Source organism: Sphingomonas sp. PvP018, assembly GCF_017876865.1.
GTDB classification, from domain to species: Bacteria; Pseudomonadota; Alphaproteobacteria; order Sphingomonadales; family Sphingomonadaceae; genus Sphingomonas; species Sphingomonas aerolata.
The window spans coordinates 1,808,739-1,831,842 of sequence record NZ_JAGIOU010000001.1; the positions used below are offsets into that span (position 1 = coordinate 1,808,739).

19 protein-coding genes are annotated in these 23,104 nt (G+C 67.8%); 15 read left to right on the forward strand and 4 right to left on the reverse strand.

Going from position 1 to position 23,104, the window contains the following annotated elements; genetic code table 11:
- The first annotated feature begins 9 nt into the window (after positions 1 to 9).
- The 4 genes from J3A66_RS07860 (at position 10) to J3A66_RS07875 (ending at position 2,972) form a co-directional block, all read left to right on the forward strand.
- A complete protein-coding gene (locus tag J3A66_RS07860) occupies positions 10 to 486 on the forward strand; it encodes a DUF2721 domain-containing protein (RefSeq protein WP_031440529.1) in 477 nt (158 codons plus the stop codon).
- The gene (locus J3A66_RS07865) at positions 483 to 896 is read left to right on the forward strand and encodes a DUF4345 domain-containing protein (RefSeq protein WP_209568122.1); all 414 of its coding nucleotides are present in this window, start codon (positions 483 to 485) and stop codon (positions 894 to 896) included. The genes J3A66_RS07860 and J3A66_RS07865 overlap by 4 nt, the downstream gene beginning before the upstream one ends.
- 39 nt (positions 897 to 935) lie before the next feature.
- Positions 936 to 2,132 carry a thiolase family protein gene (locus J3A66_RS07870; RefSeq protein WP_209568124.1) on the forward strand — a complete coding sequence of 399 codons (1,197 nt, stop codon included), beginning with the start codon at positions 936 to 938 and terminating at the stop codon, positions 2,130 to 2,132.
- Positions 2,133 to 2,300: 168 nt separating this feature from the next.
- A complete protein-coding gene (locus tag J3A66_RS07875; protein WP_209568126.1) occupies positions 2,301 to 2,972 on the forward strand; it encodes a peptidylprolyl isomerase in 672 nt (223 codons plus the stop codon).
- 19 nt (positions 2,973 to 2,991) lie between these two features.
- Here the strand turns inward: J3A66_RS07875 and J3A66_RS07880 are convergent, their stop codons facing one another.
- Genes J3A66_RS07880 through J3A66_RS07890 form a run of 3 tightly spaced genes read right to left on the reverse strand, consistent with a single transcriptional unit; the run spans position 2,992 to position 6,715 of the window.
- Complete coding sequence (locus J3A66_RS07880) at positions 2,992 to 4,344, reverse strand: dihydrolipoamide acetyltransferase family protein (RefSeq protein ID WP_209568128.1); 1,353 nt, start codon at positions 4,342 to 4,344, stop codon at positions 2,992 to 2,994.
- The gene (locus J3A66_RS07885) at positions 4,344 to 5,351 is read right to left on the reverse strand and encodes an alpha-ketoacid dehydrogenase subunit beta (RefSeq protein ID WP_209570435.1); all 1,008 of its coding nucleotides are present in this window, start codon (positions 5,349 to 5,351) and stop codon (positions 4,344 to 4,346) included. Before J3A66_RS07885 ends, J3A66_RS07880 begins: the two co-directional genes overlap by 1 nt.
- Before the next feature lie 56 nt (positions 5,352 to 5,407).
- Positions 5,408 to 6,715, reverse strand: coding sequence for a thiamine pyrophosphate-dependent enzyme (locus tag J3A66_RS07890; RefSeq protein ID WP_209568129.1), 1,308 nt, complete (start codon positions 6,713 to 6,715; stop codon positions 5,408 to 5,410).
- A 206-nt stretch (positions 6,716 to 6,921) separates the two neighbouring features.
- Between J3A66_RS07890 and J3A66_RS07895 the strand changes: the two genes are divergently transcribed.
- The gene (locus J3A66_RS07895) at positions 6,922 to 7,269 is read left to right on the forward strand and encodes a hypothetical protein (protein ID WP_245336728.1); all 348 of its coding nucleotides are present in this window, start codon (positions 6,922 to 6,924) and stop codon (positions 7,267 to 7,269) included.
- Positions 7,270 to 7,281: 12 nt separating this feature from the next.
- Here J3A66_RS07895 and J3A66_RS07900 read toward each other — a convergent pair whose 3' ends face one another.
- Positions 7,282 to 8,298, reverse strand: coding sequence for a fumarylacetoacetate hydrolase family protein (locus J3A66_RS07900; RefSeq protein WP_037530570.1), 1,017 nt, complete (start codon positions 8,296 to 8,298; stop codon positions 7,282 to 7,284).
- Between the two features lie 172 nt (positions 8,299 to 8,470).
- On the opposite strand from J3A66_RS07900, the gene gloB reads away from it, so the two are divergent.
- From gloB to J3A66_RS07950, 10 genes are all read left to right on the forward strand, one after another.
- Positions 8,471 to 9,199, forward strand: coding sequence for a hydroxyacylglutathione hydrolase (gene gloB / locus J3A66_RS07905; protein ID WP_209570437.1), 729 nt, complete (start codon positions 8,471 to 8,473; stop codon positions 9,197 to 9,199).
- Positions 9,200 to 9,239: 40 nt separating this feature from the next.
- The gene (locus J3A66_RS07910; RefSeq protein ID WP_209568131.1) at positions 9,240 to 9,656 is read left to right on the forward strand and encodes a hypothetical protein; all 417 of its coding nucleotides are present in this window, start codon (positions 9,240 to 9,242) and stop codon (positions 9,654 to 9,656) included.
- A gap of 2 nt (positions 9,657 to 9,658) precedes the next feature.
- Positions 9,659 to 10,021: a hypothetical protein gene (locus J3A66_RS07915; RefSeq protein WP_056679464.1), complete on the forward strand. Its 363-nt coding sequence runs from the start codon at positions 9,659 to 9,661 to the stop codon at positions 10,019 to 10,021.
- A gap of 135 nt (positions 10,022 to 10,156) precedes the next feature.
- Entirely contained in the window at positions 10,157 to 12,328 is a 2,172-nt protein-coding gene (locus J3A66_RS07920; protein ID WP_209568134.1) for a TonB-dependent receptor, read from the forward strand.
- Between the two features lie 183 nt (positions 12,329 to 12,511).
- Positions 12,512 to 13,135 (forward strand): glutathione S-transferase, encoded by a 624-nt coding sequence (locus tag J3A66_RS07925; RefSeq protein ID WP_209568136.1) that lies wholly within the window; start codon positions 12,512 to 12,514, stop codon positions 13,133 to 13,135.
- Between the two features lie 217 nt (positions 13,136 to 13,352).
- Positions 13,353 to 15,617, forward strand: coding sequence for a TonB-dependent receptor (locus tag J3A66_RS07930; RefSeq protein ID WP_244650326.1), 2,265 nt, complete (start codon positions 13,353 to 13,355; stop codon positions 15,615 to 15,617).
- Between the two features lie 145 nt (positions 15,618 to 15,762).
- Positions 15,763 to 16,881, forward strand: a complete 1,119-nt coding sequence (locus J3A66_RS07935) for a DUF47 family protein (protein ID WP_056679450.1) — start codon at positions 15,763 to 15,765, stop codon at positions 16,879 to 16,881.
- Between the two features lie 162 nt (positions 16,882 to 17,043).
- On the forward strand, positions 17,044 to 18,042 hold the full coding sequence (locus tag J3A66_RS07940; protein ID WP_031394897.1) for an inorganic phosphate transporter: 999 nt from the start codon (positions 17,044 to 17,046) through the stop codon (positions 18,040 to 18,042).
- A 76-nt stretch (positions 18,043 to 18,118) separates the two neighbouring features.
- Complete coding sequence (locus J3A66_RS07945; RefSeq protein ID WP_056679447.1) at positions 18,119 to 20,791, forward strand: EAL domain-containing protein; 2,673 nt, start codon at positions 18,119 to 18,121, stop codon at positions 20,789 to 20,791.
- Positions 20,792 to 21,165: 374 nt separating this feature from the next.
- A complete protein-coding gene (locus J3A66_RS07950) occupies positions 21,166 to 23,085 on the forward strand; it encodes a ribonucleoside-diphosphate reductase subunit alpha (protein ID WP_031393864.1) in 1,920 nt (639 codons plus the stop codon).
- Positions 23,086 to 23,104 lie beyond the last annotated feature (19 nt).

Sequence of the window (23,104 nt, forward strand, 5' to 3'; positions counted from 1 at the left end):
GTGATCAGGATGATACCGCTTCCCGCCGTTTCGACGATCGCGCAGACGATCCAGCTGTCGCTTGCGCCCGTCTTCATGCTCGCGGGCATCGGCCAGCTGCTCAACGTGCTCGCCGGTCGCCTCTCGCGCGTGATCGACCGCGCCCGCCAGCTCGAAAAGCTCCATCCCAGCAGCGCGGGGCCCGAACGCATCCGCCATATCTGGGAGTTGCGGCTGCTCGACCGGCGGATGACGATCATCAACGCCTCGCTCTTCCTCGCGGTGTCGAGCGCGATCATGACCTGTATCGTTATCGCGCTGCTGTTCATCGCCGAACTCGCCAAGTTGCACTTCGGGACCTATGTCGCGGTCTCGTTCATCCTCGCGATGATCCTGCTGATCGCCGCCTTTGCCAGCTTCATGATCGAGGTGCGGATCTCGCTGGTCGCCTTCCGCATCCGCCCCGAACTGCTCGACAACCCCGAACTGCTCGACAAGCTGACATGACGCTCGAACACCGCCTGCTGCAGGGCGTCGTCGCGATCGCCTGCCTCCTGCCGCTGCTCGTCGGCGGTCAGGGGATCGTCCACGGCCCAGCCCCGTTCGGCCACCTCGCCGACGTGCCGCGCGATCTCGACAGCCATTTCCGCTATATCTCGGGCATCTTCTTCGCGACCGGGCTCGGCTTCCTCAGCTGTATCCCACATATCGAGACCAAGGGCCCGCGCTTCCGGCTGCTCGGCGGGCTGATCGTGGTCGGCGGCTTCGCGCGGCTCGTCTCGCTGATCGATGTCGGCATGCCGTCGCGCGGGCATGTGCTCGGGCTGGGCATGGAAATCCTCGTCGTGCCGCTGCTGACGCTCTGGCAGGCGCGCCTCGCCCGCCGGGCCCTTTCCAACGCCGGACCGAATCCCTAGACGACGCTTGACCATACCCGGTCCTCGAAAGGTCCAAGCATGCGTGAAGCCGCCATCGTCTCGACTGCCCGTACCGCCATCGGCAAAGCCTATCGCGGCGCGTTTAACGCGACCGAGGCACCGGTGCTCGGCGGACACGTCATGAACGCGGCGGTCGAGCGCGCCGGGATCGACCCCGCGCGCATCGACGAGGTGTTCTGGGGCGTCGGCAACCAATGGGGGACGCAGGGCGGCAATGCCGGACGCATGGCGCTCTTCGCCGGCGGCCTGCCCGAATCGGTCCCCGCGGTCACGCTTGACCGCAAATGCGGCTCGGGACTGACCGCGGTCGCGCTCGCTGCCCGCACGATCATCTGCGACGAGGCCGATGTCGCGCTGGCGGGCGGGATGGAATCGATCAGCTACACCGTGACGAAGGACGCGCCGCGCTACGTCAACCAGAGCGTCACCGCGCGCGAGCCCGCCGCCTATATCCCGATGATCGAGACCGCCGAGATCGTCGCGCGCAAATATGGCATCAGCCGCGAGGCGCAGGACGCCTATGCCGCGATGAGCCAGCAGCGCGCCGCCGCCGGCCTCGCCAGCGGCGCGTTCGCCGAGGAGATCGTCCCGATCACCGTCGAGAAGGCACTGTTCGACAAGCAGGGCACGCGCACCGGCAGCGAGAACGTCACGCTGAGCCAGGACGAGGGGATCCGCGCGGGCACCACTGCGGAGGCGCTTGCCGGGCTGAAGACGGTCTGGCCGGGCGGCGACTTTTCCAGCCCGGGGACCAGCGTCACCGCGGGCAATGCCAGCCAGCTCTCCGACGGCGCGTCCGCGCAACTGCTGATGGACCGCCGGACCGCGGAGGCCGAGGGCAAGGAGATCCTCGGTATCTATCGCGGCTTCCAGTCCGCGGGCTGCGATCCCGCCGAAATGGGCATCGGCCCGGTCTTCGCGATCCCCAAGCTGCTCGACCGCGCCGGGCTGACCGTCGCGGACATCGGTCTGTGGGAGCTGAACGAGGCGTTCGCGTCGCAATGCCTCTATTGCCGCGACCATCTCGGCATTGATCCCGAGAAGTACAACGTCAATGGCGGCGCGATCGCGGTCGGCCACCCCTTCGGCATGACCGGCTCGCGCCTCGTCGGCCACGCACTGATCGAAGGGCGCAAGCGCGGCGTCCGCTATGTGGTGGTCTCGATGTGCACCGCCGGCGGCATGGGCGCCGCGGGCCTGTTCGAGATCGTCTGACGTGACGGGGGGGGGAGGGTAACCCCGCCCCCACCCGTCATCCTGACGAAAGTCAGGACCCAGGGTAACGGGGTGCGGCGCATGTGGCTCTGGGTCCTGACTTTCGTCAGGATGACGGCGGGTATACAGGGCGACCCCTGTTCAGAATGACAAGGTCGTGCCCTGCGTATGCGTTTCCTCCTCCTCCCGGCACTAGCGCTGCTGGCCACCCCGGCCTCCGCCGCCCCCCAGAAACCCACCCCCGCGAAACCCGGCACCGTCCGCGTCCGCCTCACCACGTCCGAAGGCCCGATCACGCTCGCGCTCGACACGCGCCATGCCCCCAAGACCAGCGCGAACTTCCTCGCCTATGTCGATGACGGCCGCTTCGACGGCACCGATTTCTACCGCGCCGCGCGCAGCAAGAAGGCGCCCAAATTCGGCTTCATCCAGGGCGGCATCCGCACCGATGCGCGGCGCATCCTGCCCGCCTTCCCGCTGGAGACGACGACGCAGACCGGCATCCGCCATCTCGACGCGACGATCTCGATGGCGCGCGGCAGCGAGCCCGGCTCGGCGGGCGGCAATTTCTTCATCACCGTGGGCCCGACGCCCGCGATGGACGCGCGCCCGGGCTATCTCGGCTATGCGGCCTTCGGCCATGTCGTCGGCGGCATGGACACGGTCCGCCGCATCCTCGCCAAGCCGACCGGCGGCGGGCTCGACGCGTTCAAGGGCCAGATGATCCTCAACCGCGTCGCGCTCATCAGCGCCAAGCGTCTCGACGGCACGCCCCGCCCGACCAGCGGCCCGCGACCATGGCTGTTGAAGACCCGCCCCACCCCGCCACGGCCGCGCTGACGCCCCACGGTCCGGGACGTCAGTCCGCGAACAGCAGGACCGGCGTCTCGAGATACTTTTTCAGCCCCTGGACGAAGCTCGCCGCATCCCAGCCATCGACGACGCGGTGGTCGCAGCTGATCGACAGGTTCATCAGCTTCGCACGGACCACCTCGTCGCCCTTAAAGACGGGGCGTTCGACGATCTTGTTCGGCCCGATGATCGCGACCTCGGGCCGGTTGATCACCGGCGTCGTCGCGATCCCGCCGAGCGGCCCGAGCGAGGTGACGGTAATCGTCCCGCCACCCATCTCGTTCGGCGCGAGCTTGCCCGCACGCGCCGCCTCGGCAAGCCGCGTGATCTCGGTCGCGAGCTGCCAGACATTGCGATCCTGCGCGTCGCGGATCACGGGGACGGTCAGCCCCGCATCGGTCTGCGCCGCCATGCCCAGATGAATCGCGCCGTGCCGCGTCACCACGCCCGCCTCGTCGTCATAGCGCGCGTTGAGCATCGGAAAATCGGGGATCACTTTACAGATCGCGACGATCATCAGCGGCAGCATCGTCAGCTTGGGTCGCCCGCCGCGATTGGCGTTCAGATCGGCGCGCATTGCTTCCAGCGCGGTGACGTCGATCTCGTCGACATAGGTGAAATGCGGGATCGCGCGCTTCGACGCGGCCATGTTCTCGGCGATCTTGCGCCGCATGCCGATGACCTTGATCGGCTGGTCCGCGCGCGCCCGCCTCGCCCCCGGCGCCTGATAGCCCTGCCCCGCGCCGTACCGCAGATACGCGTCGAGATCGGCATGACGGACCCGGTCGGACTCGGTCTTCACCGACGCCAGATCAATCCCCAGATCCCGCGCCCGCGCCCGCACCGCGGGCGACGCCAGCGCATGCGCCTTGGCAGCAGCGACCTGCTCGTCACTCCCCCCCGGCGAAGGCCGGGGTCCAGTTGGAGAGGTCGTCGTGATGACGGACTGCGCGTCGTTACCGGCGCCCCCCACCTGGGCCCCGGCCTCCGCCGGGGTGGTGGCGGTCGGCGTGTCGACCACCTCCTCGACCCCCGGATTCTCCGCCTCATACTGCTCGGCCGTCTCCGCCTGCGCCGCCGTCAACGGCGCCGCCACGACCTCGCCCCCGGCGTCGACCGCATCCGTCTCGATTACCACCAGCGCAGCCCCGATCGACACCTGATCGCCGACCTCGCCCGCCAGCTCGACGACGACGCCCGATACGGGCGACTCCATCTCGACCGTCGCCTTGTCGGTCATCATGTCCGCGACCGGCGAATCCTCCTCGACGCGGTCGCCGATCGCGACATGCCATGCGACGATCTCGGCCTCCGAGATGCCTTCGCCGATATCCGGCAGTTTGAAGGTAAAGCGAGCCATTATGCGTCCTTCATGATCTTCTTGAGGGCCTCGGTGATACGGACCGGCCCCGGGAAATAGGCCCATTCCAGGCTGTGCGGATAGGGCGTGTCGAACCCGGTCACGCGTTCGATCGGCGCCTCGAGATGGTAGAAGCACCGCTCCTGCACCAGCGCCGACAGCTCCGCGCCGAACCCGCTGGTCCGCGTCGCCTCGTGCACGATCATGCAGCGCCCGGTCTTCTTCACCGACGCCTCGATCGTCTCGATGTCGAGCGGGACGAGCGTGCGCAGGTCGACGATCTCCGCGTCGATCCCCGTCTCGGCGATCACCGCCGCGCAGACATGCACCATCGTCCCGTAGGCGAGGATGGTCAGCGCCTCGCCCGCCCGGACGATCTTCGCCTTGCCGAGCTCGATCTTGTAGTATCCCGTCGGCACTTCGCCGGCCGGATGCTTCGACCAGTTCTGCGACGGCCGGTCCCAATAGCCGTCGAACGGCCCGTTATAGATGCGCTTGGGCTCGAAGAAGAGCGTCGGGTCGTTATCCTCGATCGCCGCGATCAGCAGGCCCTTCGCGTCATAGGGCGTCGACGGAATGACCGTCTTGATCCCCGACATGTGCGTGAACAGCCCCTCGGGGCTCTGGCTGTGCGTCTGCCCGCCGAAAATGCCGCCGCCGAACGGCGATCGCACCGTGATCGGCGAGGTGAACTCGCCCGCCGAGCGATAGCGCAGCCGGGCGGCCTCGGACACGAGCTGGTCGAGCGCGGGATAGATGTAGTCCGCGAACTGGATCTCGGGGACGGGACGCAGGCCGTACGCGCCCATACCCACCGCGACGCCGATGATCCCGCATTCGGTGATCGGCGTGTCGAACACGCGCGTCTTGCCGTGTTTCGCCTGCAACCCCGCGGTCGCGCGGAACACGCCGCCGAAATAGCCGACATCCTCGCCCATCACGATCACGTTGGGATCGCGCGTCATCATGATGTCCATGGCGGAATTGATCGCCTGGATCATGTTCATCCGGCTGGTCTCGCCGCCGTCCGCTGTTTCGGACCCGGGTGCCTCGATCATGTCGCTCATGCCTTGCGATCCCATGGACGGCCGCTTGCCGTCTCCTCATCGAGCATCTGCTGACGCTGCTCCTTCAGATGCCAGGGCAGCTCCTCGAACACGCCGTCGAACAGCGATTCGAGCGGCTGGTGCAGCCCGTGGCCGAGGATGCCGTTCTTCTCGGCCTCCTTCTGCGCGGCCTTCACCTGCTCGGCGAGCTCCTTGTCCTGCGCGGCGTGGCGTTCGTCGTCCCATTCGCCGATCGCGATCAAATGGTCCTTCAGCCGCTTGATCGGGTCGCCGAGCGGCCACGCATTGGGCTCGCCCTCGCTGCGATACTGACCCGGATCGTCCGAGGTCGAATGCCCCTCCGCACGATAGGTGAAATGCTCGATCAGCGTCGGCCCCTGATTGGTCCGCGCCCGCTCGGCCGCCCAGAGCGTCGCGGCGTACACCGCCAGCGCGTCGTTCCCGTCGACCCGAAGCCCGGCAATGCCATAGCCGACCGCGCGCGCAGCAAAGGTCGTCGCCTCCGCGCCCGCAAAGCCCGAAAAGCTCGAAATCGCCCACTGGTTGTTGACGACGTTGAAGATCACCGGCGCGCGGTAGACCGCGGCAAAGGTGCACGCCGAATGGAAGTCGCCCTCAGCGGTCGATCCCTCGCCGCACCAGGTCGCCGCGATCCGCGTGTCGCCCTTCGCCGCCGACGCCATCGCCCAGCCCACGGCTTGCGGATATTGCGTCGTGAGGTTGCCCGAGATCGAGAAGAACCCGGCTTCCTTGACCGAATACATGATCGGCAGCTGCTTGCCGCCCAGCCGGTCCGCGGTGTTCGAATAGATCTGGTTCATCATGTCGACGAGGCTCCAGCCCCGTGCGATCAGCAGCCCCTGCTGGCGATAGGAGGGGAAGCACATGTCCTCGTAATCGAGCGCATAGGCCGCCGCGACCGCGACCGCCTCCTCGCCCAGCGCCTTCATGTAGAAGCTCGTCTTGCCCTGCCGCTGTGCGCGGAACATGCGCTCGTCGAACGCGCGGAGCAGCGCCATGCTGCGCAGCATACGGCGCAGCATATCGGGCGAAAGCTTGGGATCCCATGGCCCCACCGCATTGCCGTCATCGTCGAGCACGCGGACCAGCGTATAGGCCAGGTCGGTGAAATCGCTCGCCTTGTCCGCGGTATCGGGACGCCGCGCCTGCCCCGCGGGCGGCACGTCGACTTCGGCGAAATCGACCGGATCGCCGGGTCGAAACTTCGGTTCGGGCACATGCAGCGTCAATCCGGGTAGATTGCGCAGCGGCTGCGAATCGGCGCGAGGGTGCTCGCTGGCCATCGTCACTCCATCTCCATCGCCCGGCGGCGTACGCGCCGGATCGCTCTTCGCGGCCTTGTTATAAAATTTCAACGGCATTGGCGAGAGGGAGTTTTGCCCGGTTGCCGCATTCGCACCGGCCGCGTGCAACGCCGTGCGATCAATGCGATAACAGCACCCTGCGGACGCGGGCAGACACGGGCAGACAGGGGGAGGGACAGCGCGACATGCTGCAGGACTGGGACGCCATCGTCGCGATCGGATGCACGCTGCCGGGTGTCGAGCCGGGCACCAGCTACGGCCGGCCCGCACTCAGGTTCCGCGGCAAGACGCTCGCGTCGACCACCGCGCCCGATCCCGGCAGCTTCGTGCTCCATATCGGCCTCGACGAGAAGGACATCCTGCTCGACACCGACCCCGCGACCTTCTGGCAGACCGATCATTATGACGGCTGGCCGGCGGTGCTGGTCCGCTACGGCACCGGCGCGGGCGAGCGGATCGCGGATCTGCTCGCCCGCGCCTGGTGGGACCGCGCTACCGCGGCTCAGCGCAAGGCCTATGGCGAGCGCCCCTAGCCGGGTCGCGCGCTACTCTACCGTCTGCTCGATCACCCCGAAGATCGGGCGATGCCGGTCGTCCTCCGCCCAGATCCGCACCGTGTCGCCCTTTTTCAGGAACGGGGTCACCGCCGCGCCGCCCGCGATCGTCTCGATCGTCCGCACTTCCGCCAGGCAGGAATAGCCGACGCCGCCCTCGGCAATCGGCTTGCCCGGCCCGCCGTCCGCGCCGCGGTTCGACACGGTGCCCGACCCGACGATCGTCCCCGCGCCCAGCTTGCGCGTCTTGGCGGCATGCGCGATCAGCGTGCCGAAATCGAACGTCATGTCCTCGCCCGCCTCGGCGCGGCCAAAGGGCTGGCCGTTCAGGTCGACCATCAGCTTGCGGTGCAGCTTGCCGTCCTGCCACCAGTCGCCAAGCGACTCGGGCGTCACGAACACCGGTGAAAACGCGCTGGCGGGCTTGGACTGGAAGAATCCGAACCCCTTGCCCAGCTCGGCCGGGATCAGGTTGCGCAGCGACACGTCGTTGGTCAGCCCGACCAGCCGCACCGCCGCCAGCGCCTCGTCGCGGCTCGCCCCCATCGCCACGTCGCCGGTGACGACGACGACCTCGCCCTCCATGTCACAGCCCCAGCTCTCGTCGGCGAGCGGGATCGGGTCGCGCGGCCCCAGAAACCCGTCCGATCCGCCCTGATACATCAGCGGATCGTGCCAGAAGCTGTCGGGCATCTCGGCGGCGCGCGCCTGCCGGACCAGCGCGACATGGTTCACATAGGCGGAGCCATCCGCCCACTGATAGGCGCGCGGCAGCGGCGACGCCGCGTCATGCTCGTGGAACCGCCGCATCGGGATCATCTCGTGCTCGAGATCGGTCGACAGATTCTCGAGCATCGGCGCAAGCCGGTCCCAGTCGTCGAGCGCGGCCTGCAGCGTCGGCGCGATATGCGTCGCATCGGCATACCAGGCGAGGTCGTTCGACACGACGACGAGCCGGCCGTCACGGCCCCGGGCTGGATCTGCGTCCTTCAGGCTGGCCAGTTTCATTGCGGATCCTCTCAATGTTTTCACCACCCTACGCCCGCCCGCCGCAGGAAGTCGAGACCGACGGTTACGCGCGCATCCCGACCGCCCACTGATGCGTTATCCTTGCATCCCCCCGACCCCGGCGCCACACCTGGCCACCGCCTTCGAAAGCTCCGCCATGCCCCTCGACGCCATGCCCCTCGACATCGTCCGCGTGCCCGTCCTCAGCGACAATTACGCCTGGCTGATCCACGATCCCGACAGCGGCAAAACGGTCGCGCTCGACCCGGGCGAGGCGGACCCGGTGATCGCCGCGGCGACCGCGCGCGGCTGGCGGATCGATCAGGTCTGGACGACGCACTGGCATCCCGACCACACCGGTGGCAACGCCGCGATCCGCGCTCAGGGCGCGACCGTCACCGGCCCCGCCGCGGAGGCCGCGAAGATCCCGACGCTCGACCGCACCGTGACCGAGGGCGACGTCGTCTCGCTCGGCACGCACGCCGCGCAGGTGATGACCGTGCCCGGACATACCCAGGGCCATATCGCCTTCCACTTCGCCGACGACGCGGTGATCTTCACCGGCGACACGCTGTTCGCGATGGGCTGCGGCCGGCTGTTCGAGGGCACCCCCGCCGACATGTTCGCCAACATGCAGCGCTACGCCACGCTGCCCGACGAGACGCGCGTCTATTGCGGCCATGAATATACCCAGTCGAACGGCCGCTACGCGCTGGTCGCCGAGCCCGACAATGCCGCGATCCGCGACCGGATGGCCGAGGTCGACGCGGCCCGCGCGCGCGGCGAGGCGACCGTGCCGACGACGATCGGGCTCGAACGCGCGACCAATCCGTTTCTCCGTGCGACCTCGGCCGCCGAGCTCGGCGAACGCCGCGCGGCAAAGGATGCGTTCAAGGGCTGAATAGGCTATGCTGTACGCTTGGGGGCGCGAAGGAAACCGCATGCGCATCATGACACGCTTATCGCTGCTCTGCCTGACGATCGCCGCCACCGCCTGTACGGCCACCCCGCGCGAACAGGCGCAGATCGCGCAGCGCGAAACCGAAACGCAGCAAAAGCTCGCGACCGCGCTCAAGGGGCTGACCCCCGGCGAGCCGACCCTGTGCCTCAACGCCCTCGGCCAGAAACAGGTGACCAGCTACGGCTCGACCTTCCTCTACCGCGTCAACAACGGCACGATCTACCGGACCGAGACCAATGGCGGATGCGGCGATCTCGACCGCAACATCCTGATCACGCGGACGCCGACCGGCCAGCTCTGCCGCGGCGACATCGCCAACACGATCGACCGCGCCAGCCGCTTCCCCAGCGGCAGCTGCAGCTTCGGCGAATTCGTCCCCTATCGGAAGGTTCGGTGAGGATGCCGCGCTCCGGCCGGATAGCCGCCCTCGCCGCGCTCGCGCTGACGCTCGTCGCCGGCCGCGACGATCCACTCGCGGGGCGCATCGCCGGCGCGCCGGTCCGCTGCATCGGCATCGGCCTGGTCCAGGGGCCGACGATCCTCGACGCGACCACCATCCTCTATCGCCAGTCGGGCAAGCGCGTCTGGCGCACCGGCCCGGTCGGCCCCTGTCCGCAATTGCGCCCGCTGTCGACGATCATCGTCGACATCTATGGCGGCCAGCTCTGCCGCAACGACCGGTTCCGGCTGATCGAACCCGGCCTGTCGATCCCCTCCCCCTCCTGCCGCTTCACCGACTTCACCCCCTACGACAAACCCTGACGCCCGGCCGCCCCGGATGATATGTTGCATCATGGCAACAACCCGCCGCCCAATTTTCCGCAGCTGCGAACATGTGCTTTGATATGATACATCATTCGCGCTAGGCGGCAGCTCCGGGGTTCAAGGAGCGTTTCTATGCGTAAGACTTTCATCGGGATCAGCGCGCTGGCGGTCTTCGCCGCGACCGCTGCGACCGCCCAGACCGACACGACGCCGACCGGCGCACCGGCCGATACGCCTGCCGCAACCCCAGCCCCGACCCGCACCCCGCGCGCCGCCGCCGAGATTCTCGTCACCGCCCCCGTCCGCCAGAGCGAGACCGACGTCCTCCAGGGCACCTCGATCCTCTCGGGCGCCGAGCTCACCCGCAACCTGCGTCCCACCATCGGCGAGACGCTCGCGCGCCAGCCCGGCGTGTCCGCCACCTCGTTCGGCCCCAGCGCCTCGCGCCCGATCCTGCGCGGCTTCCAGGGCGAGCGCATCCGCGTGCTGACCGACGGGATCGGCTCGATCGACGTCTCGAACACCTCGGTCGATCACGCGGTCATCATCGACCCGCTGCTCGCCGAGCGGATCGAGGTGCTGCGCGGCCCCTCCGCGCTGCTGTTCGGCTCGTCCGCGGTCGGCGGCGTCGTCAATGTCATCGACACGCGCATCCCGCGCAGCGTCCCCGAAAACGGCTACCGCGTGAACGGCATCGCCAGCTACGGCTCGGCCGCGAACGAGCGCTCGGGCGGCGCCGCCGGCGACGTCGCGGTCGGCCAGCACCTCGTCCTCCACGCCGACGGCTCCTATCTGAAGTCGGGCAATCTGCGCACCGGCGGCAACATCCTGTCGTCGCAGGCGCGCGCCGCCGCGCTCAGCCAGGTCGGCCTCCCGCAGGACACCGACGAGCCGATCGACTTCGCCGGCTCCGCCGCGCTCCGCGGCAAGCTGCCCAACACCCAGTCCGAGACCTGGACCGCGGGCGTCGGCGCGTCGATCATCACCGATGGCGGCAATCTCGGCGTGTCGTACAGCCATTATGACAGCCTCTACGGCGTGCCGATCCGCTATGCGACCGCGGTCGGCCAGGAGCAGGAGGCGCCCCGCCTCGACGTCGTCCAGAACCGCGTCGACCTGCGCGGCGAGATCAACACCGGCGGCGGTTTCCTCGACAAGATCCGCGTCCGCGCGGGCCACGCCACCTATCGCCATTTCGAGCTCGAACCCGATGGCGGCGTCGGCACCGCCTTCTTCAACAACGGCACCGAAGGCCGGATCGAGCTGGTCCAGGCCAATCGCGGCGGCTGGCAGGGCGCATCGGGCGTGCAATATTTCAACCGCCTGTTCGACGTGAACGGCGACGAGGCCTTCCTGCCGCGCAACGAGACCAACCAGACCGGCCTCTTCACGCTCCAGCAATATAGCGCCGGCGCGTTCCGGGCCGAGGGCGGGCTGCGCTACGAGACGACGTCGCTCTCCGCCAAGACGCCGCTCGACGATCTCCGCTTCTTCCGCGGCAGCCGCAGCTTCGACGCGGTCTCGGGCTCGCTCGGCGCCTCCTACGGCGTGACCGACGCGGTCCGCTTGGGCGTCAACCTCTCGCACACCGAGCGCGCGCCGTCCGCCGAGGAGCTGTTCGCGAACGGCGGCCATGCCGGCACCCAGGCCTATGAATTCGGCAGCCCCGATTTCAAGCTCGAGAAGAGCTGGGGCATCGAGGGCACGCTCCACGCGCATGGCGACGGCTTCAGCTTCGACGCGTCGGCCTATTACAACGACTTCTCCAACTATATCTCGGAGAACCAGGTCGCGCAGAGCGTCTGCCAGACCGCCGCCGATCCCTCGGGGCGCGAGGTCGACCTGCCCTGCTTCCAGTATCAGCAGGCCGATGCGCGCTATTACGGGTTCGAGGCCAATGCCTCGGTCCGGCTCGCGCAGATCGGCGGCTATGTCCTCAACGCCGACCTGCTCGGCGATTATGTCCGCGCGACGATCGTCGACAACGGCCCCGTGCCGCGCATCCCGCCAATGCGCGTACTCGGCGGGATCGAGGCGCAGGGCGACCGCGTCAACGGCCGGCTCGAGGTCGAGCACGTCTTCGACCAGGACCGCATCGCCGCGTTCGAGACGACCACCAACGGCTATACGATGGTCAACGCGACCTTGGGCTTCAACCCGTTCGGCAAGGACAGCAAGACCTCGATCCTGCTCAGCGCGAACAACCTGTTCGACGTCGAAGCCCGCCGCCACGCCAGCTTCCTCAAGGACTTCGCCCCCCTAGCCGGCCGCGACATCCGCGCCACCCTCCGCTTCGGGCTGTAACGCCCCCCAGAAAATGAGCACCACCCCGGCGAAGGCCGGGGCCCAGTTGGAGGGACCAGAGTAACCCCGCACCGCCCGCCCCCACGAAAGCCTACCCAACTGGACCCCGGCCTCCGCCGGGGTGGAAGCGATCGCGCGAACCAGCCCGGAGACGCGCCGCCCCCCGCCCCCTATACCCAACCCATGCTCCCCATCCTCTACAGCTTCCGCCGCTGCCCCTACGCGATCCGCGCCCGCAGCGCGGTCGTCGCCAGCGGCATCGCGGTCGAGCTCCGCGAGATCGTCCTGCGCGACAAGCCCGCCGCGATGCTCGCCGCCTCCCCCAAGGGCACCGTCCCCGTCCTGATCCTCCCCGACGGCCGCGTCATCGACCAGAGCCTCGCCATCATGCACTGGGCGCTGGCACTCGCCGATCCGCTCGACTGGCTCGCCGGAGCAGACGCCGACCTGATCGCGAACAACGACGGCGCGTTCAAGCATCATCTCGACCGCTACAAATATGCCGATCGCCACGCGACCGACCCGCTCGAGCACCGCGCCGCCGCCACCGCGATCCTCGCCGATCTCGACGCGCGGCTGGCAGCCACCGGCCACCTCGCCGGCCCCCGCGTCACCCTAACCGACATGGCGATCCTCCCCTTCGTCCGCCAGTTCGCGCAGACCGACCGCGGCTGGTTCGACACGCTCCCCCTCCCCGCGCTCCACGACTGGCTGGGCCGCTATCTCGCAAGCCCGCTCTTCGCCGCCGTCATGCCCAAATTCGCGCCGTGGCAGCCGGATGCGCCGACTGTCATTTTTCCAACATGATCCGCGGCTAGCGCGTCGCCGGGGGGCATTGCGACAGCATGAGCCGCGCGACGGCGATCACGGTCCACGGGGGTGGCCGCGATCGGCGCGCGCGGCTCGTCGGGTGCGTCCCTGTCGACACCAAGAAGATCATCCAGGGAATATCACCGTGACACGCACCCGTCTGACCACGTCGCTCCTGCGCGGCATCGCACCCGCGACATTGCTGCTCGCCGCACTGCCCGCCGCCGCCCAGGACACGACCACCGCCCCGGCTGCCACCCCCGCTGAAGACGGCCTCGGCGAGATCGTCGTCACCGCCGAACGCCGCTCGGAGAATCTCCAGCGCGTGCCGCTGTCGGTCGGCGTCGCCTCGGGCGATGCGTTGCGTGCGTTCCAGGCGGGTGGCGACGACACGCTGCTGTCGCTGTCGGGCCGCGTCCCCGGCCTCTATGTCGAGACGACCACCGGCCGCATCTTCCCGCGCTTCTACATCCGCGGTCTCGGCAACATCGATTTCTACCTCGGCGCGTCGCAGCCGGTCACGATCATCCAGGACGACGTGATCCTCGAGCATGTCGTGCTGAAGTCGAACCCGGTCTATGACGTCCGCCAGGTCGAGGTGCTGCGCGGCCCGCAGGGCTCGCTGTTCGGCCGCAACACGACCGCGGGCATCATCAAGTTCGACACGATCAAGCCGACCAACGATTTCGACAGCCGCGCCTCGGCCTCGGTCGGCACCTATGGCAGCGTCAGCGTCGACGCGGGCGTCGGTGGCCCGCTGATCAAGGACCTGCTGTCGATCCGCGTCTCGACGCTGCTCCAGCACCGCGAAAACTATGTCGACAACGTCTATGCCGGCGTCACGCAGGACAGCACCGCGACCCCGCGCAAGAACGCGATGGGCGGCTTCGACGACCGCAACGTCCGCGTCCAGCTCGCGCTGACCCCGGGCAACGCCTTCTCGCTTGACCTGTCGGGCCATGCCCGCTGGTATGACGGCACCTCGACGCTGTTCCACCGCGCCGCGCTGAAGAAGGGGTCGAACGACGTCCAGGCCGAACCGCGCAACATCGTCGCGCTCGACGAAGGCAATGACAATCCGCAGAGCTACACCACCTATGGCGGCTCGGTCCGCGCGACCTACGACTTCGGTCCTGCCGCGCTCACCTCGATCACCGCCTACGAGACGACCTCGGGCTTCAGCCGCGGCGACACCGATGGCGGCGCGGGCGCGAACTTCCCCGTGCGCGGCACGGCGAACGGCTTCGGCCAGTCGCAGGGCCAGATCCGCGATCTCGACCAGTGGTCGCAGGAGCTGCGTCTGTCGGGCACGCAGGGCGGGCGCTTCAACTGGCAGGTCGGCGGCCTCTATTTCGACACGCGCGACATCACCGATTTCTACCAGCGGACCTTCTTCCTGACGACCGCACAGCGCAACCCGAACAACTGGGTCCGCCTCCACGACGTCAACACCTCCTGGGCCGGCTTCGGTCAGATCAGCTACGAGCTGATGGACCGGCTGACGCTCACCGCCGGCGGCCGCATCACCGAGGACAAGAAGCGCACGCAGCTGCTCAAGCCCGTCCAGAATGTCGCCGGTATCAGCCAGTATCCGGCCAACTTCCGCACCGACGTCACGCTGAAGGCGACCAAGCCGAGCTGGGACGCGAGCCTCCTCTACCAGGCGAGCCCCGACATCAGCCTCTATTCGCGCATTGCACAGGGCTTCCGCGGGCCGACGATCCAGGGCCGCTCGGCGGTGTTCAACTCGGACTTCTCGACCGCCAATTCGGAGACGATCCTGTCCTGGGAGACGGGCATCAAGACCCGCCTGCTCGACAACACGCTCAGCCTCAACGCGACCGTGTTCGGCTACCGCGTCAACGACATCCAGCTCAACGGCAACGATCTCAACGGCAACGGCATCCTGTTCAACGGCAACAAGGCCGAGGCCTACGGCATGGAAGCCGAGGCGAACTGGAAGCCCGTTCCCAACCTCACGCTCGGCGCCGGGCTCAGCCTGCTCCACAGCGCGATTCGCGACAAGACGACCGAGGTGCAGATCTGCGCGCTCAATAACGCGGTCGTCTGCACGCCCTCCGCGGCGGTCCGTCCCGTCCCCGGCGCGTTCGGCACGACCTTCCTCGTCAAGATCGACGGCGAGCCTTTGCCCAATGCCCCTGAGTATAATGTCGACCTGACCGCACGCTACGACCAGCCGCTCGGCAATGGCGGTCGCGCGTTCATCGCGGGCGACTTCAACATCCAGGGCTATACGCAGTTCGTGCTCTACAAGACCAAGGAGTTCACCGCGAACGGCAACTTCGAAGGCGGCCTGAAGATCGGCTATGCCGCGCCCGACGATGCCTATGAACTCGCGGTGTTCGCGCGCAACATCACCGGCGAGAAGAACCTGAAGGGCGTGATCGAGAACTACATGGCCGCGGTGTTCAACGAACCGCGGATCATCGGCGTCTCGCTCAGCGGCAAGTTCCGCTGATACGGCCGGCGTGGCGGTAACCCCGCCACGCCATTCCCTTGCGGATCGTGGCGGTTCATCCGCCACGCCACCTTTGCAGAGCGTCTGGCGCTCGCGCGCGGTGCGTGTCAGACATCGGGTTTGACCTTGCCCGAGGACCCGACCGATCCGTCAGATCGCTGCCCTGCCCTACCGGATCACCGCCGACGGATCCGCCGAGATCCTGCTCATCACCTCGCGCGAGACGCGCCGCTGGGTGATCCCCAAGGGCAATCCGATTGCCGGCCTCGCCTCGCACGAGGCGGCGGCGCAGGAAGCGTTCGAGGAAGCCGGGATTCGCGGCATCCCCTGCCCCAGCGCGGTCGGCGATTTCTGCTACGACAAGCGGCGCCGCAGCGGGCGTCTCCGGCCGATGATCGTCAGCGTCTATCCGATGCAGGTCGTCGAACAGGTCGCGGACTGGCCCGAGCGGGATCAGCGCGAGACACGGTGGTTTCCGCCTGATAAGGCCGCCGCCGCGGTCGACGAGCCCGAACTCAAGGCTCTGATCCGAGGATTCCGAAAGCCACCGATCCCGGTGGCGTTCGAACAACGCGTGCTGCCGGTGCTGCGGTCACGAATGAGGAGGCGTTTTCCGATGCTGGGCTGGTTCCAGGCACTCATGCCCAAGCAGGGGCGGTTCTTCGAGCTGTTCGACGCGCATGCCGCGACGCTCGTCGCGGGCGCCGACGCGCTCGCCCGGCTGCTCCACGGCGAAGGCTCGATCGAAAGCCAGATCGCCGAGATCGTGCGCCGCGAACACGAGGCCGACGACATCACGCGCGAGGTCCTGCAGGACGTCCGCCGCGTGTTCGTGACGCCGTTCGACCGCAGCGCGATCACCGACCTGATCGGCGTGATGGACGATGCGATCGACCAGATGAACGGCACCGCCAACGCGATCGCGCTCTACGAGGTGACCGAATTCGCGCCCGAGATGCGCGACATGGCGGGGATCATCGTCGAGGCCGCGCGGATCACCGCCGAGGCGATCCCGCTGCTCCGCTCGCTCGGCAGCAACGCCGGCCGCCTCCACGACCTGACCGCCCGGCTGATCCAGATCGAGGGTCATGCTGACGACATCCACGACACCGGCCTGCGCGCGCTCTTCGCCGCGTCGAAGAGCCATGCCGACCCGATGGCCTTCATCATCGGCCGCGAAATCTATTCGAGCCTCGAAAAGATCGTCGACCGCTTCGAAGACGTCGCCAACGAGATCCAGGGACTCGTCATCGACCATGCGTGACGTGCTTCGCGGGCGTGCAGCGGATCGCGCGCGCCCTTCCCGTTCCCCCGCGAAGGCGGGGGCCCAGGAATTCCATCCACCACGCCGATTGGTACCCTGGGCTCCCGCCTTCGCGGAAGAACAGATAGGTTGGGGTGACCCGGCACCGGCAGGCATCCCCGCATGATCCTCTCGCTTCCGGTCCTCATCGGCCTGATCGGCATCGCGCTGCTGTTCGATTTCCTCAACGGGCTGCACGACGCCGCGAACTCGATCGCGACGGTCGTCTCGACGCGTGTGTTGAAACCCCAATATGCCGTGCTCTGGGCGGCATTCTTCAACTTCATCGCCTTCGCCGTCTTCGGCCTCCACGTCGCGCAGACCGTCGGCACCGGCATCGTCCATGCGCAGGTGATCGACGCGCAGGTGATCTTCGCCGCGCTCATCGGCGCGATCGCGTGGAATGTCATCACCTGGGTACTCGGCATCCCCTCGAGCAGCAGCCATGCGCTGATCGGCGGGCTGCTCGGCGCGGGCGTCGCCAAGATCGGCTTCGGCGCGATCGTCTGGAGCGGCGTGATCAAGACCGTCAGCGCGATCTTCGTCTCGCCCGCGGTCGGGCTGCTGCTCGCGCTGCTGCTCGTCCTGCTCGTCGCCTGGACCAGCCTCAAGCTCACCCCGCTCGGCGTCGACAAGCGCTTCCGCAAGCTCCAGCTGATCTCCGCCGCGCTCTATTCGCTCGGGCACGGCGGCAACGACGCGCAGAAGACGATGGGGATCATCGCGGTGCTGCTCTATTCGCAGGGGCTGCTCGGCGGCGAGTTCCACGTGCCCTTCTGGGTCGTGCTGTCCTGCCAGGCGGCGATGGCGCTCGGCACGCTGTCGGGCGGCTGGCGGATCGTCCACACCATGGGGTCGAAGATCACCCGGCTGACGCCCGCGCAGGGCTTCTGCGCGGAGACCGGCGGCGCGATCACGCTGTTCGCAGCGACCTTCTGGGGTGTGCCGGTCTCGTCGACGCACACCATCACCGGCGCGATCGTCGGCGTCGGCGCCGCGCGACGCCTGTCCGCGGTGCGCTGGAACGTCGCCAGCAACATCATCATCGCCTGGACCGTGACGCTGCCCGCCGCCGCCGCGATCGGGGCGGCGACCTATTGGCTGACCGGGCTATTTATCTGATAAATGCAAACGCTTACGGTCTGTTAAGCATGATCGGAGGGCAATTGCGCAACCGCTGATGCGGTACGCTTGCGGGATGTTCTCGCGCTCTCCCGCCATTTCCCTCCGCGATCATCCCGACGCCACGAGCCTCGTCCTGTTCGGGCTCGTCGAAAGCGACGAGGATGCGTGGAGCGCCGCGCAGCATGTCCGCCTCGCCAAGGTCGGCGCGGTCTGGCCGGTCGCGCTGATCGCGCACCTCGTGGCCGCGGCGATCGTCTTCGGCGTCTCGCTGGCGGCACGGCCGGCGCTGATCGCGGCGGTGGCGGTGCATGCGGGCGTGATCGCTCTGCTGTCCGGCGCGGCCTTTGCGACGGTGCGCAGCAGGACGCTGCGTGAATGGCCGATCCATCGCCGCAACGCGGTGCTCGCGACCTGCGCCGCCGGGCTCTCCGCCGCGCTCCTGTCCTTGCTCTGGGTCACCGTCGAGCTGCCGGGCGGGCCGATCGAGCTCGCCGGGCTGGTCGCGATCGTCGGCGCGATCAGCGTCACCGCGATCACCCTCTATGCCGTGCGCGCCGCGACCCTGGGGTTCGGCATTGGCCTGGCGCTGATGCTGACCTTGCTGTCGGGCGTGGGGATCGCGCCGGTCGTCGCGATCGCCGCCTTTGCCGGTTTTGCCGCGGTCGCCTACCGGATGGCGCGGATCGACTATGCGCTCGCGCTCGATCATGCGGACCAGTCGAGCGAGGGCCGGCTCGCGATGAAGCTGATGGCGGAGTTCGAGAATTACGGCCCCGGCTGGTTCTGGGAAGCCGACCGGCGCGGCCGCATCACCTATATCTCGCCAAAGATGGCGCACGCGCTCCCGCCGCCGTCGGACCCGGAGGAGGGGTGCGACCCGTCGTCCGGGCTGGTCGGCTGCATCCTCACCGACCTGTTCCGCATGGACAGCGACGCGCCCGGCACCGAACGCACGCTCGCCTTCCATCTGTCGTCGCGCACCTCCTTCTCCGACTATTCGGTCTGCGCCGCCGCCGACCCCGCGCCCGAGCGCTGGTGGTCGATGTCGGGCCGACCGGTGATCGACGAGATCGGCCGGTTCCAGGGCTTTATCGGCACCGGCTTCGACCTCACCGAAAAGCGCAAGGCCGATGCCGAGATCAACCGCCTCGCGCTGTTCGACGGGCTGACCGGGCTCGCCAACCGCCAGCGGATGCGGCTGTCGCTCGACAAGACGCTCGCGCAGCAGGCCGGGCCCTACCGGCCGACCGCCTTGTTCCTGATGGATCTCGACCGGTTCAAGGCGGTCAACGACACGCTCGGCCACCAGGCGGGCGACCTGCTGCTCAAACAGGTCGCGCAGCGGCTCACGCGCGTGGTCGGTGACGCAGGGCTGGTCGGCCGGCTCGGCGGCGACGAATTCCAGGTCGTCCTGCCCGGCGTCGACAACCGCGACACGCTCAGCACCCTGTCGCGCGAGCTCATCCTCGCGCTGTCGCAACCCTATTTCATCAGCGGCGCGTCGGTCTCGATCGGCTGTTCGATCGGCATCGCGATCACGCCGCAGCACGGCAAGGATTCGGAGACGCTGATCCGCAATGCCGATCTCGCGCTCTATGCGGCCAAGGCCGATGGCCGCGGCGTCCACCGCTTCTATTCGGACGACATGCTGGCGGGGGCGAAGTCGCGCAAGCAGCTCGAGGACGATCTGCGCATCGCGGTCACCGAAGGCGCGTTCCACCTCTGCTACCAGCCCGTCGTCAGCACCAAGTCGACGCGGATCGTCGGCTATGAGGCGCTGATCCGCTGGAACCACCCGACGCGCGGCCCCGTGTCGCCCGCCGACTTCATCCCGATCGCCGAGGAATGCGGGCTGATCGAGGCGATCGGCACCTGGGTCCTGCGCACCGCGTGCAACGCCGCCGCGCGCTGGCCCGCCGATGTCCGCGTCGCGGTCAACGTCTCGCCGATCCAGTTCGCCAACCCCGCGCTCCCAGCCCTCGTCACCAGCGCGCTCGCCCAGTCCGGGCTGCCCGCCAACCGGCTCGAGCTCGAGATCACCGAGGGCGTCTTCCTCGACGAGAGCGCGTCCTCGGACCAGATGTTCAAGGCGCTCAAAGGAATCGGCGTCCGGCTCGCGCTCGACGATTTCGGCACCGGCTATTCGTCGCTCGGCTATCTGCGCACCGCGCCGTTCGACAAGATCAAGATCGACCAGTCGTTCGTGAAGGGCGCGGCCGAACCCGGCAACCGCAACGCCGCGATCATCAAGGCGATCGTCATGCTCGCCGACACGCTCGGCATGGAGACGACCGCGGAAGGCGTCGAGCTGCAGGACGAGATCGCACTCGTCCGCGATCTCGGCTGCAGCCATATCCAGGGCTATGTCTATGGCCGCCCGGTCCTCAACGAGGTGGTGATGGAACAGCTTGCCACCGCCGCGGGGGTGGCGACCGCCGCCGGGTTCAAGACCAGCCGGGCGCCGCGCGTGCGGATGCTGCGCTCGGCGCGGCTGCTGGTCGAGGACACGCTCGTCGATGTCCGCGTCCGCGACATCTCGACCAGCGGCGCGATGGTCGAGGGGCTGATGGTCCGCGGCGATCCGACCGGCGCCGGCGTCTCGATCGAGCTCGTCGACGGCCAGATGATCGGCGCGCAGATTCGCTGGCTGCGCGACGGCCGCGCCGGGCTCGCCTTCGATCATCCGGTCGATATCGAACGGCTCGGCCCACCGCCGCTGGTCCGCGGGATGCGCCGCGCGGGCTGACCGCGGGCGCGCGCGGCTCGCTCGAAAATATTTCGAAAGACGCGAAATCCGCTTGCGTATCGCGAACCCGGCGCAGATCCACGCGTCGCGCCGCCGCCGCCGCCTCGCGATACCCCCATCGACCCCGGGCAGGGCCGCAACGGGCCAACTAGCGGCTTGCACCCGCTGCGGGATTGGCACAGTATCTGGGGGCTACTTACAGCGGCAGGCCCTATCTCTGGTAGAACATGGTGCGCCCCTCGGGCTGCCACCCTGATTGTCGACAGGCGTGACCACGCGCTGCCGATCAGTTTTTGTTCTGCTTTTGATCTGCCCGATGATAGCATGGGATATGCTCCCGATTCGAACGATTACAGAATTTTAGGAGCGGTCTTTTGGATTTCAGAGACAGCAGCCGGGATAGCGACATGACGACCGACACCATCGAACAGACCCTCGACACGCCCGCAGCAGAGGCCCCCAAGGCGCCGCGTCAGGCGCAGGACAGCCATTCCGTGCGCGCGCAGATCTACCCGGTCGAAGTCGATCACAGCCGCGACGCGCTGCTGACCGAATTCGGCAAGGAGACGCTGAAGGACCGCTATCTGCTCCCGGGCGAGAGCTATCAGGACCTGTTCGTCCGTGTCGCCTCGGCCTATGCCGATGACGCCGGCCACGCGCAGCGCCTCTACGACGCGATCTCGAAGCTCTGGTTCATGCCCGCCACCCCCGTTCTCTCGAACGGCGGCACGGGTCGCGGCCTGCCGATCTCCTGCTATCTCAACTCGGTCCCCGACAGCCTCGGCGGCATCGTCGACACCTGGAACGAGAATGTCTGGCTCGCCTCGCGCGGCGGCGGCATCGGCACCTATTGGGGCAATGTCCGCGGCATCGGCGAGCCGGTCGGCCTCAACGGCAAGACCAGCGGCATCATCCCGTTCGTCCGCGTCATGGATTCGCTCACCCTCGCCATCTCGCAGGGCTCGCTGCGCCGTGGCTCGGCGGCCGTCTATCTCGACGTCTCGCATCCCGAGATCGAGGAATTCCTCGAGATCCGCAAACCCTCGGGCGATTTCAACCGCAAGGCGTTGAACCTCCACCACGGCGTGCTGATCACCGACGCCTTCATGGAGGCCGTGCGCAACGGCGAGGAATGGCATCTCCGCTCGCCGAAGGACCAGGCGATCCGCGCCACGGTCGACGCGCGCTCGCTGTTCCAGAAGCTCGTCGAGACGCGTCTCCAGACCGGCGAGCCCTACATCGTCTTTGCCGATCACGTGAACAAGGCGATGCCCAAGCATCACCGTGAACTGGGCCTCAAGGTCTCGACCTCGAACCTCTGCTCGGAAATCACGCTGCCGACCGGCAAGGATCATCTCGGCAACGAGCGGACCGCGGTCTGCTGCCTGTCGTCGCTGAACCTCGAAACCTGGGATCAGTGGAAGGACGAGAAGGGCCTGATCGAGGACGTGATGCGCTTCCTCGACAACGTGCTGCAGGATTATATCGACCGCCACGAGCCCGGCATGGAACGCGCCGCCTATTCGGCGGGCCGCGAGCGTTCGGTCGGCCTCGGCGTCATGGGCTTCCACAGCTTCCTTCAGGCACGTGGCATCCCGTTCGAGGGTGCGATGGCCAAGTCGTGGAACCTGCGGATGTTCAAGCACATCAACGCGCAGGCCAACGAAGCCTCGATGCAGCTCGCGATCGAGCGCGGGCCCTGCCCCGACGCCGCCGATGTCGGCGCGATGGAGCGGTTCAGCTGCAAGATGGCGATCGCACCGACCGCGTCGATCAGCATCATCTGCGGCGGCACCAGCGCGTGCATCGAGCCGATCCCGGCGAACATCTACACGCACAAGACGCTCTCGGGCAGCTTCTCGATCAAGAACCCGTATCTCGAGAAGATGCTCGCCGAAAAGTCGAAGAACTCGGACGCGGTGTGGAACTCGATCCTCGAACAGGGCGGTTCGGTCCAGCATCTCGACTTCCTCTCGACCGAGGAAAAGGACTGCTACAAGACCAGCTTCGAGATCGACCAGCGCTGGCTGCTCGAACTCGCCGCGGACCGCACGCCCTATATCGACCAGGCGCAGTCGCTGAACCTGTTCATCCCCGCGGACGTCGAGAAGTGGGACCTGCTGATGCTCCACTTCCGCGCCTGGGAGCTCGGCATCAAGTCGCTCTACTATCTCCGCTCCAAGTCGGTGCAGCGCGCCGGCTTCGCGGGCGGGGTCGAGGCGGACAACACCATCGACCTGCGTCAGATCGACGTCGAATCGAAGGACTATGACGAGTGCCTCGCCTGCCAGTAAACCCCCGACCCATCACCGT

Bases quoted from the DNA above. Each gene is read 5' to 3' on its own strand.
- J3A66_RS07860 (WP_031440529.1), top strand. From the start codon at position 10: ATGATACCGCTTCCCGCCGTTTCGACGATCGCGCAGACGATCCAGCTG.
- J3A66_RS07865 (WP_209568122.1), top strand. From the start codon at position 483: ATGACGCTCGAACACCGCCTGCTGCAGGGCGTCGTCGCGATCGCCTGC.
- J3A66_RS07870 (WP_209568124.1), top strand. From the start codon at position 936: ATGCGTGAAGCCGCCATCGTCTCGACTGCCCGTACCGCCATCGGCAAA.
- J3A66_RS07875 (WP_209568126.1), top strand. From the start codon at position 2,301: ATGCGTTTCCTCCTCCTCCCGGCACTAGCGCTGCTGGCCACCCCGGCC.
- J3A66_RS07880 (WP_209568128.1), bottom strand. From the start codon at position 4,344: ATGGCTCGCTTTACCTTCAAACTGCCGGATATCGGCGAAGGCATCTCG.
- J3A66_RS07885 (WP_209570435.1), bottom strand. From the start codon at position 5,351: ATGAACATGATCCAGGCGATCAATTCCGCCATGGACATCATGATGACG.
- J3A66_RS07890 (WP_209568129.1), bottom strand. From the start codon at position 6,715: ATGGCCAGCGAGCACCCTCGCGCCGATTCGCAGCCGCTGCGCAATCTA.
- J3A66_RS07895 (WP_245336728.1), top strand. From the start codon at position 6,922: ATGCTGCAGGACTGGGACGCCATCGTCGCGATCGGATGCACGCTGCCG.
- J3A66_RS07900 (WP_037530570.1), bottom strand. From the start codon at position 8,298: ATGAAACTGGCCAGCCTGAAGGACGCAGATCCAGCCCGGGGCCGTGAC.
- gloB (WP_209570437.1), top strand. From the start codon at position 8,471: ATGCCCCTCGACATCGTCCGCGTGCCCGTCCTCAGCGACAATTACGCC.
- J3A66_RS07910 (WP_209568131.1), top strand. From the start codon at position 9,240: ATGCGCATCATGACACGCTTATCGCTGCTCTGCCTGACGATCGCCGCC.
- J3A66_RS07915 (WP_056679464.1), top strand. From the start codon at position 9,659: ATGCCGCGCTCCGGCCGGATAGCCGCCCTCGCCGCGCTCGCGCTGACG.
- J3A66_RS07920 (WP_209568134.1), top strand. From the start codon at position 10,157: ATGCGTAAGACTTTCATCGGGATCAGCGCGCTGGCGGTCTTCGCCGCG.
- J3A66_RS07925 (WP_209568136.1), top strand. From the start codon at position 12,512: ATGCTCCCCATCCTCTACAGCTTCCGCCGCTGCCCCTACGCGATCCGC.
- J3A66_RS07940 (WP_031394897.1), top strand. From the start codon at position 17,044: ATGATCCTCTCGCTTCCGGTCCTCATCGGCCTGATCGGCATCGCGCTG.
- J3A66_RS07945 (WP_056679447.1), top strand. From the start codon at position 18,119: ATGTTCTCGCGCTCTCCCGCCATTTCCCTCCGCGATCATCCCGACGCC.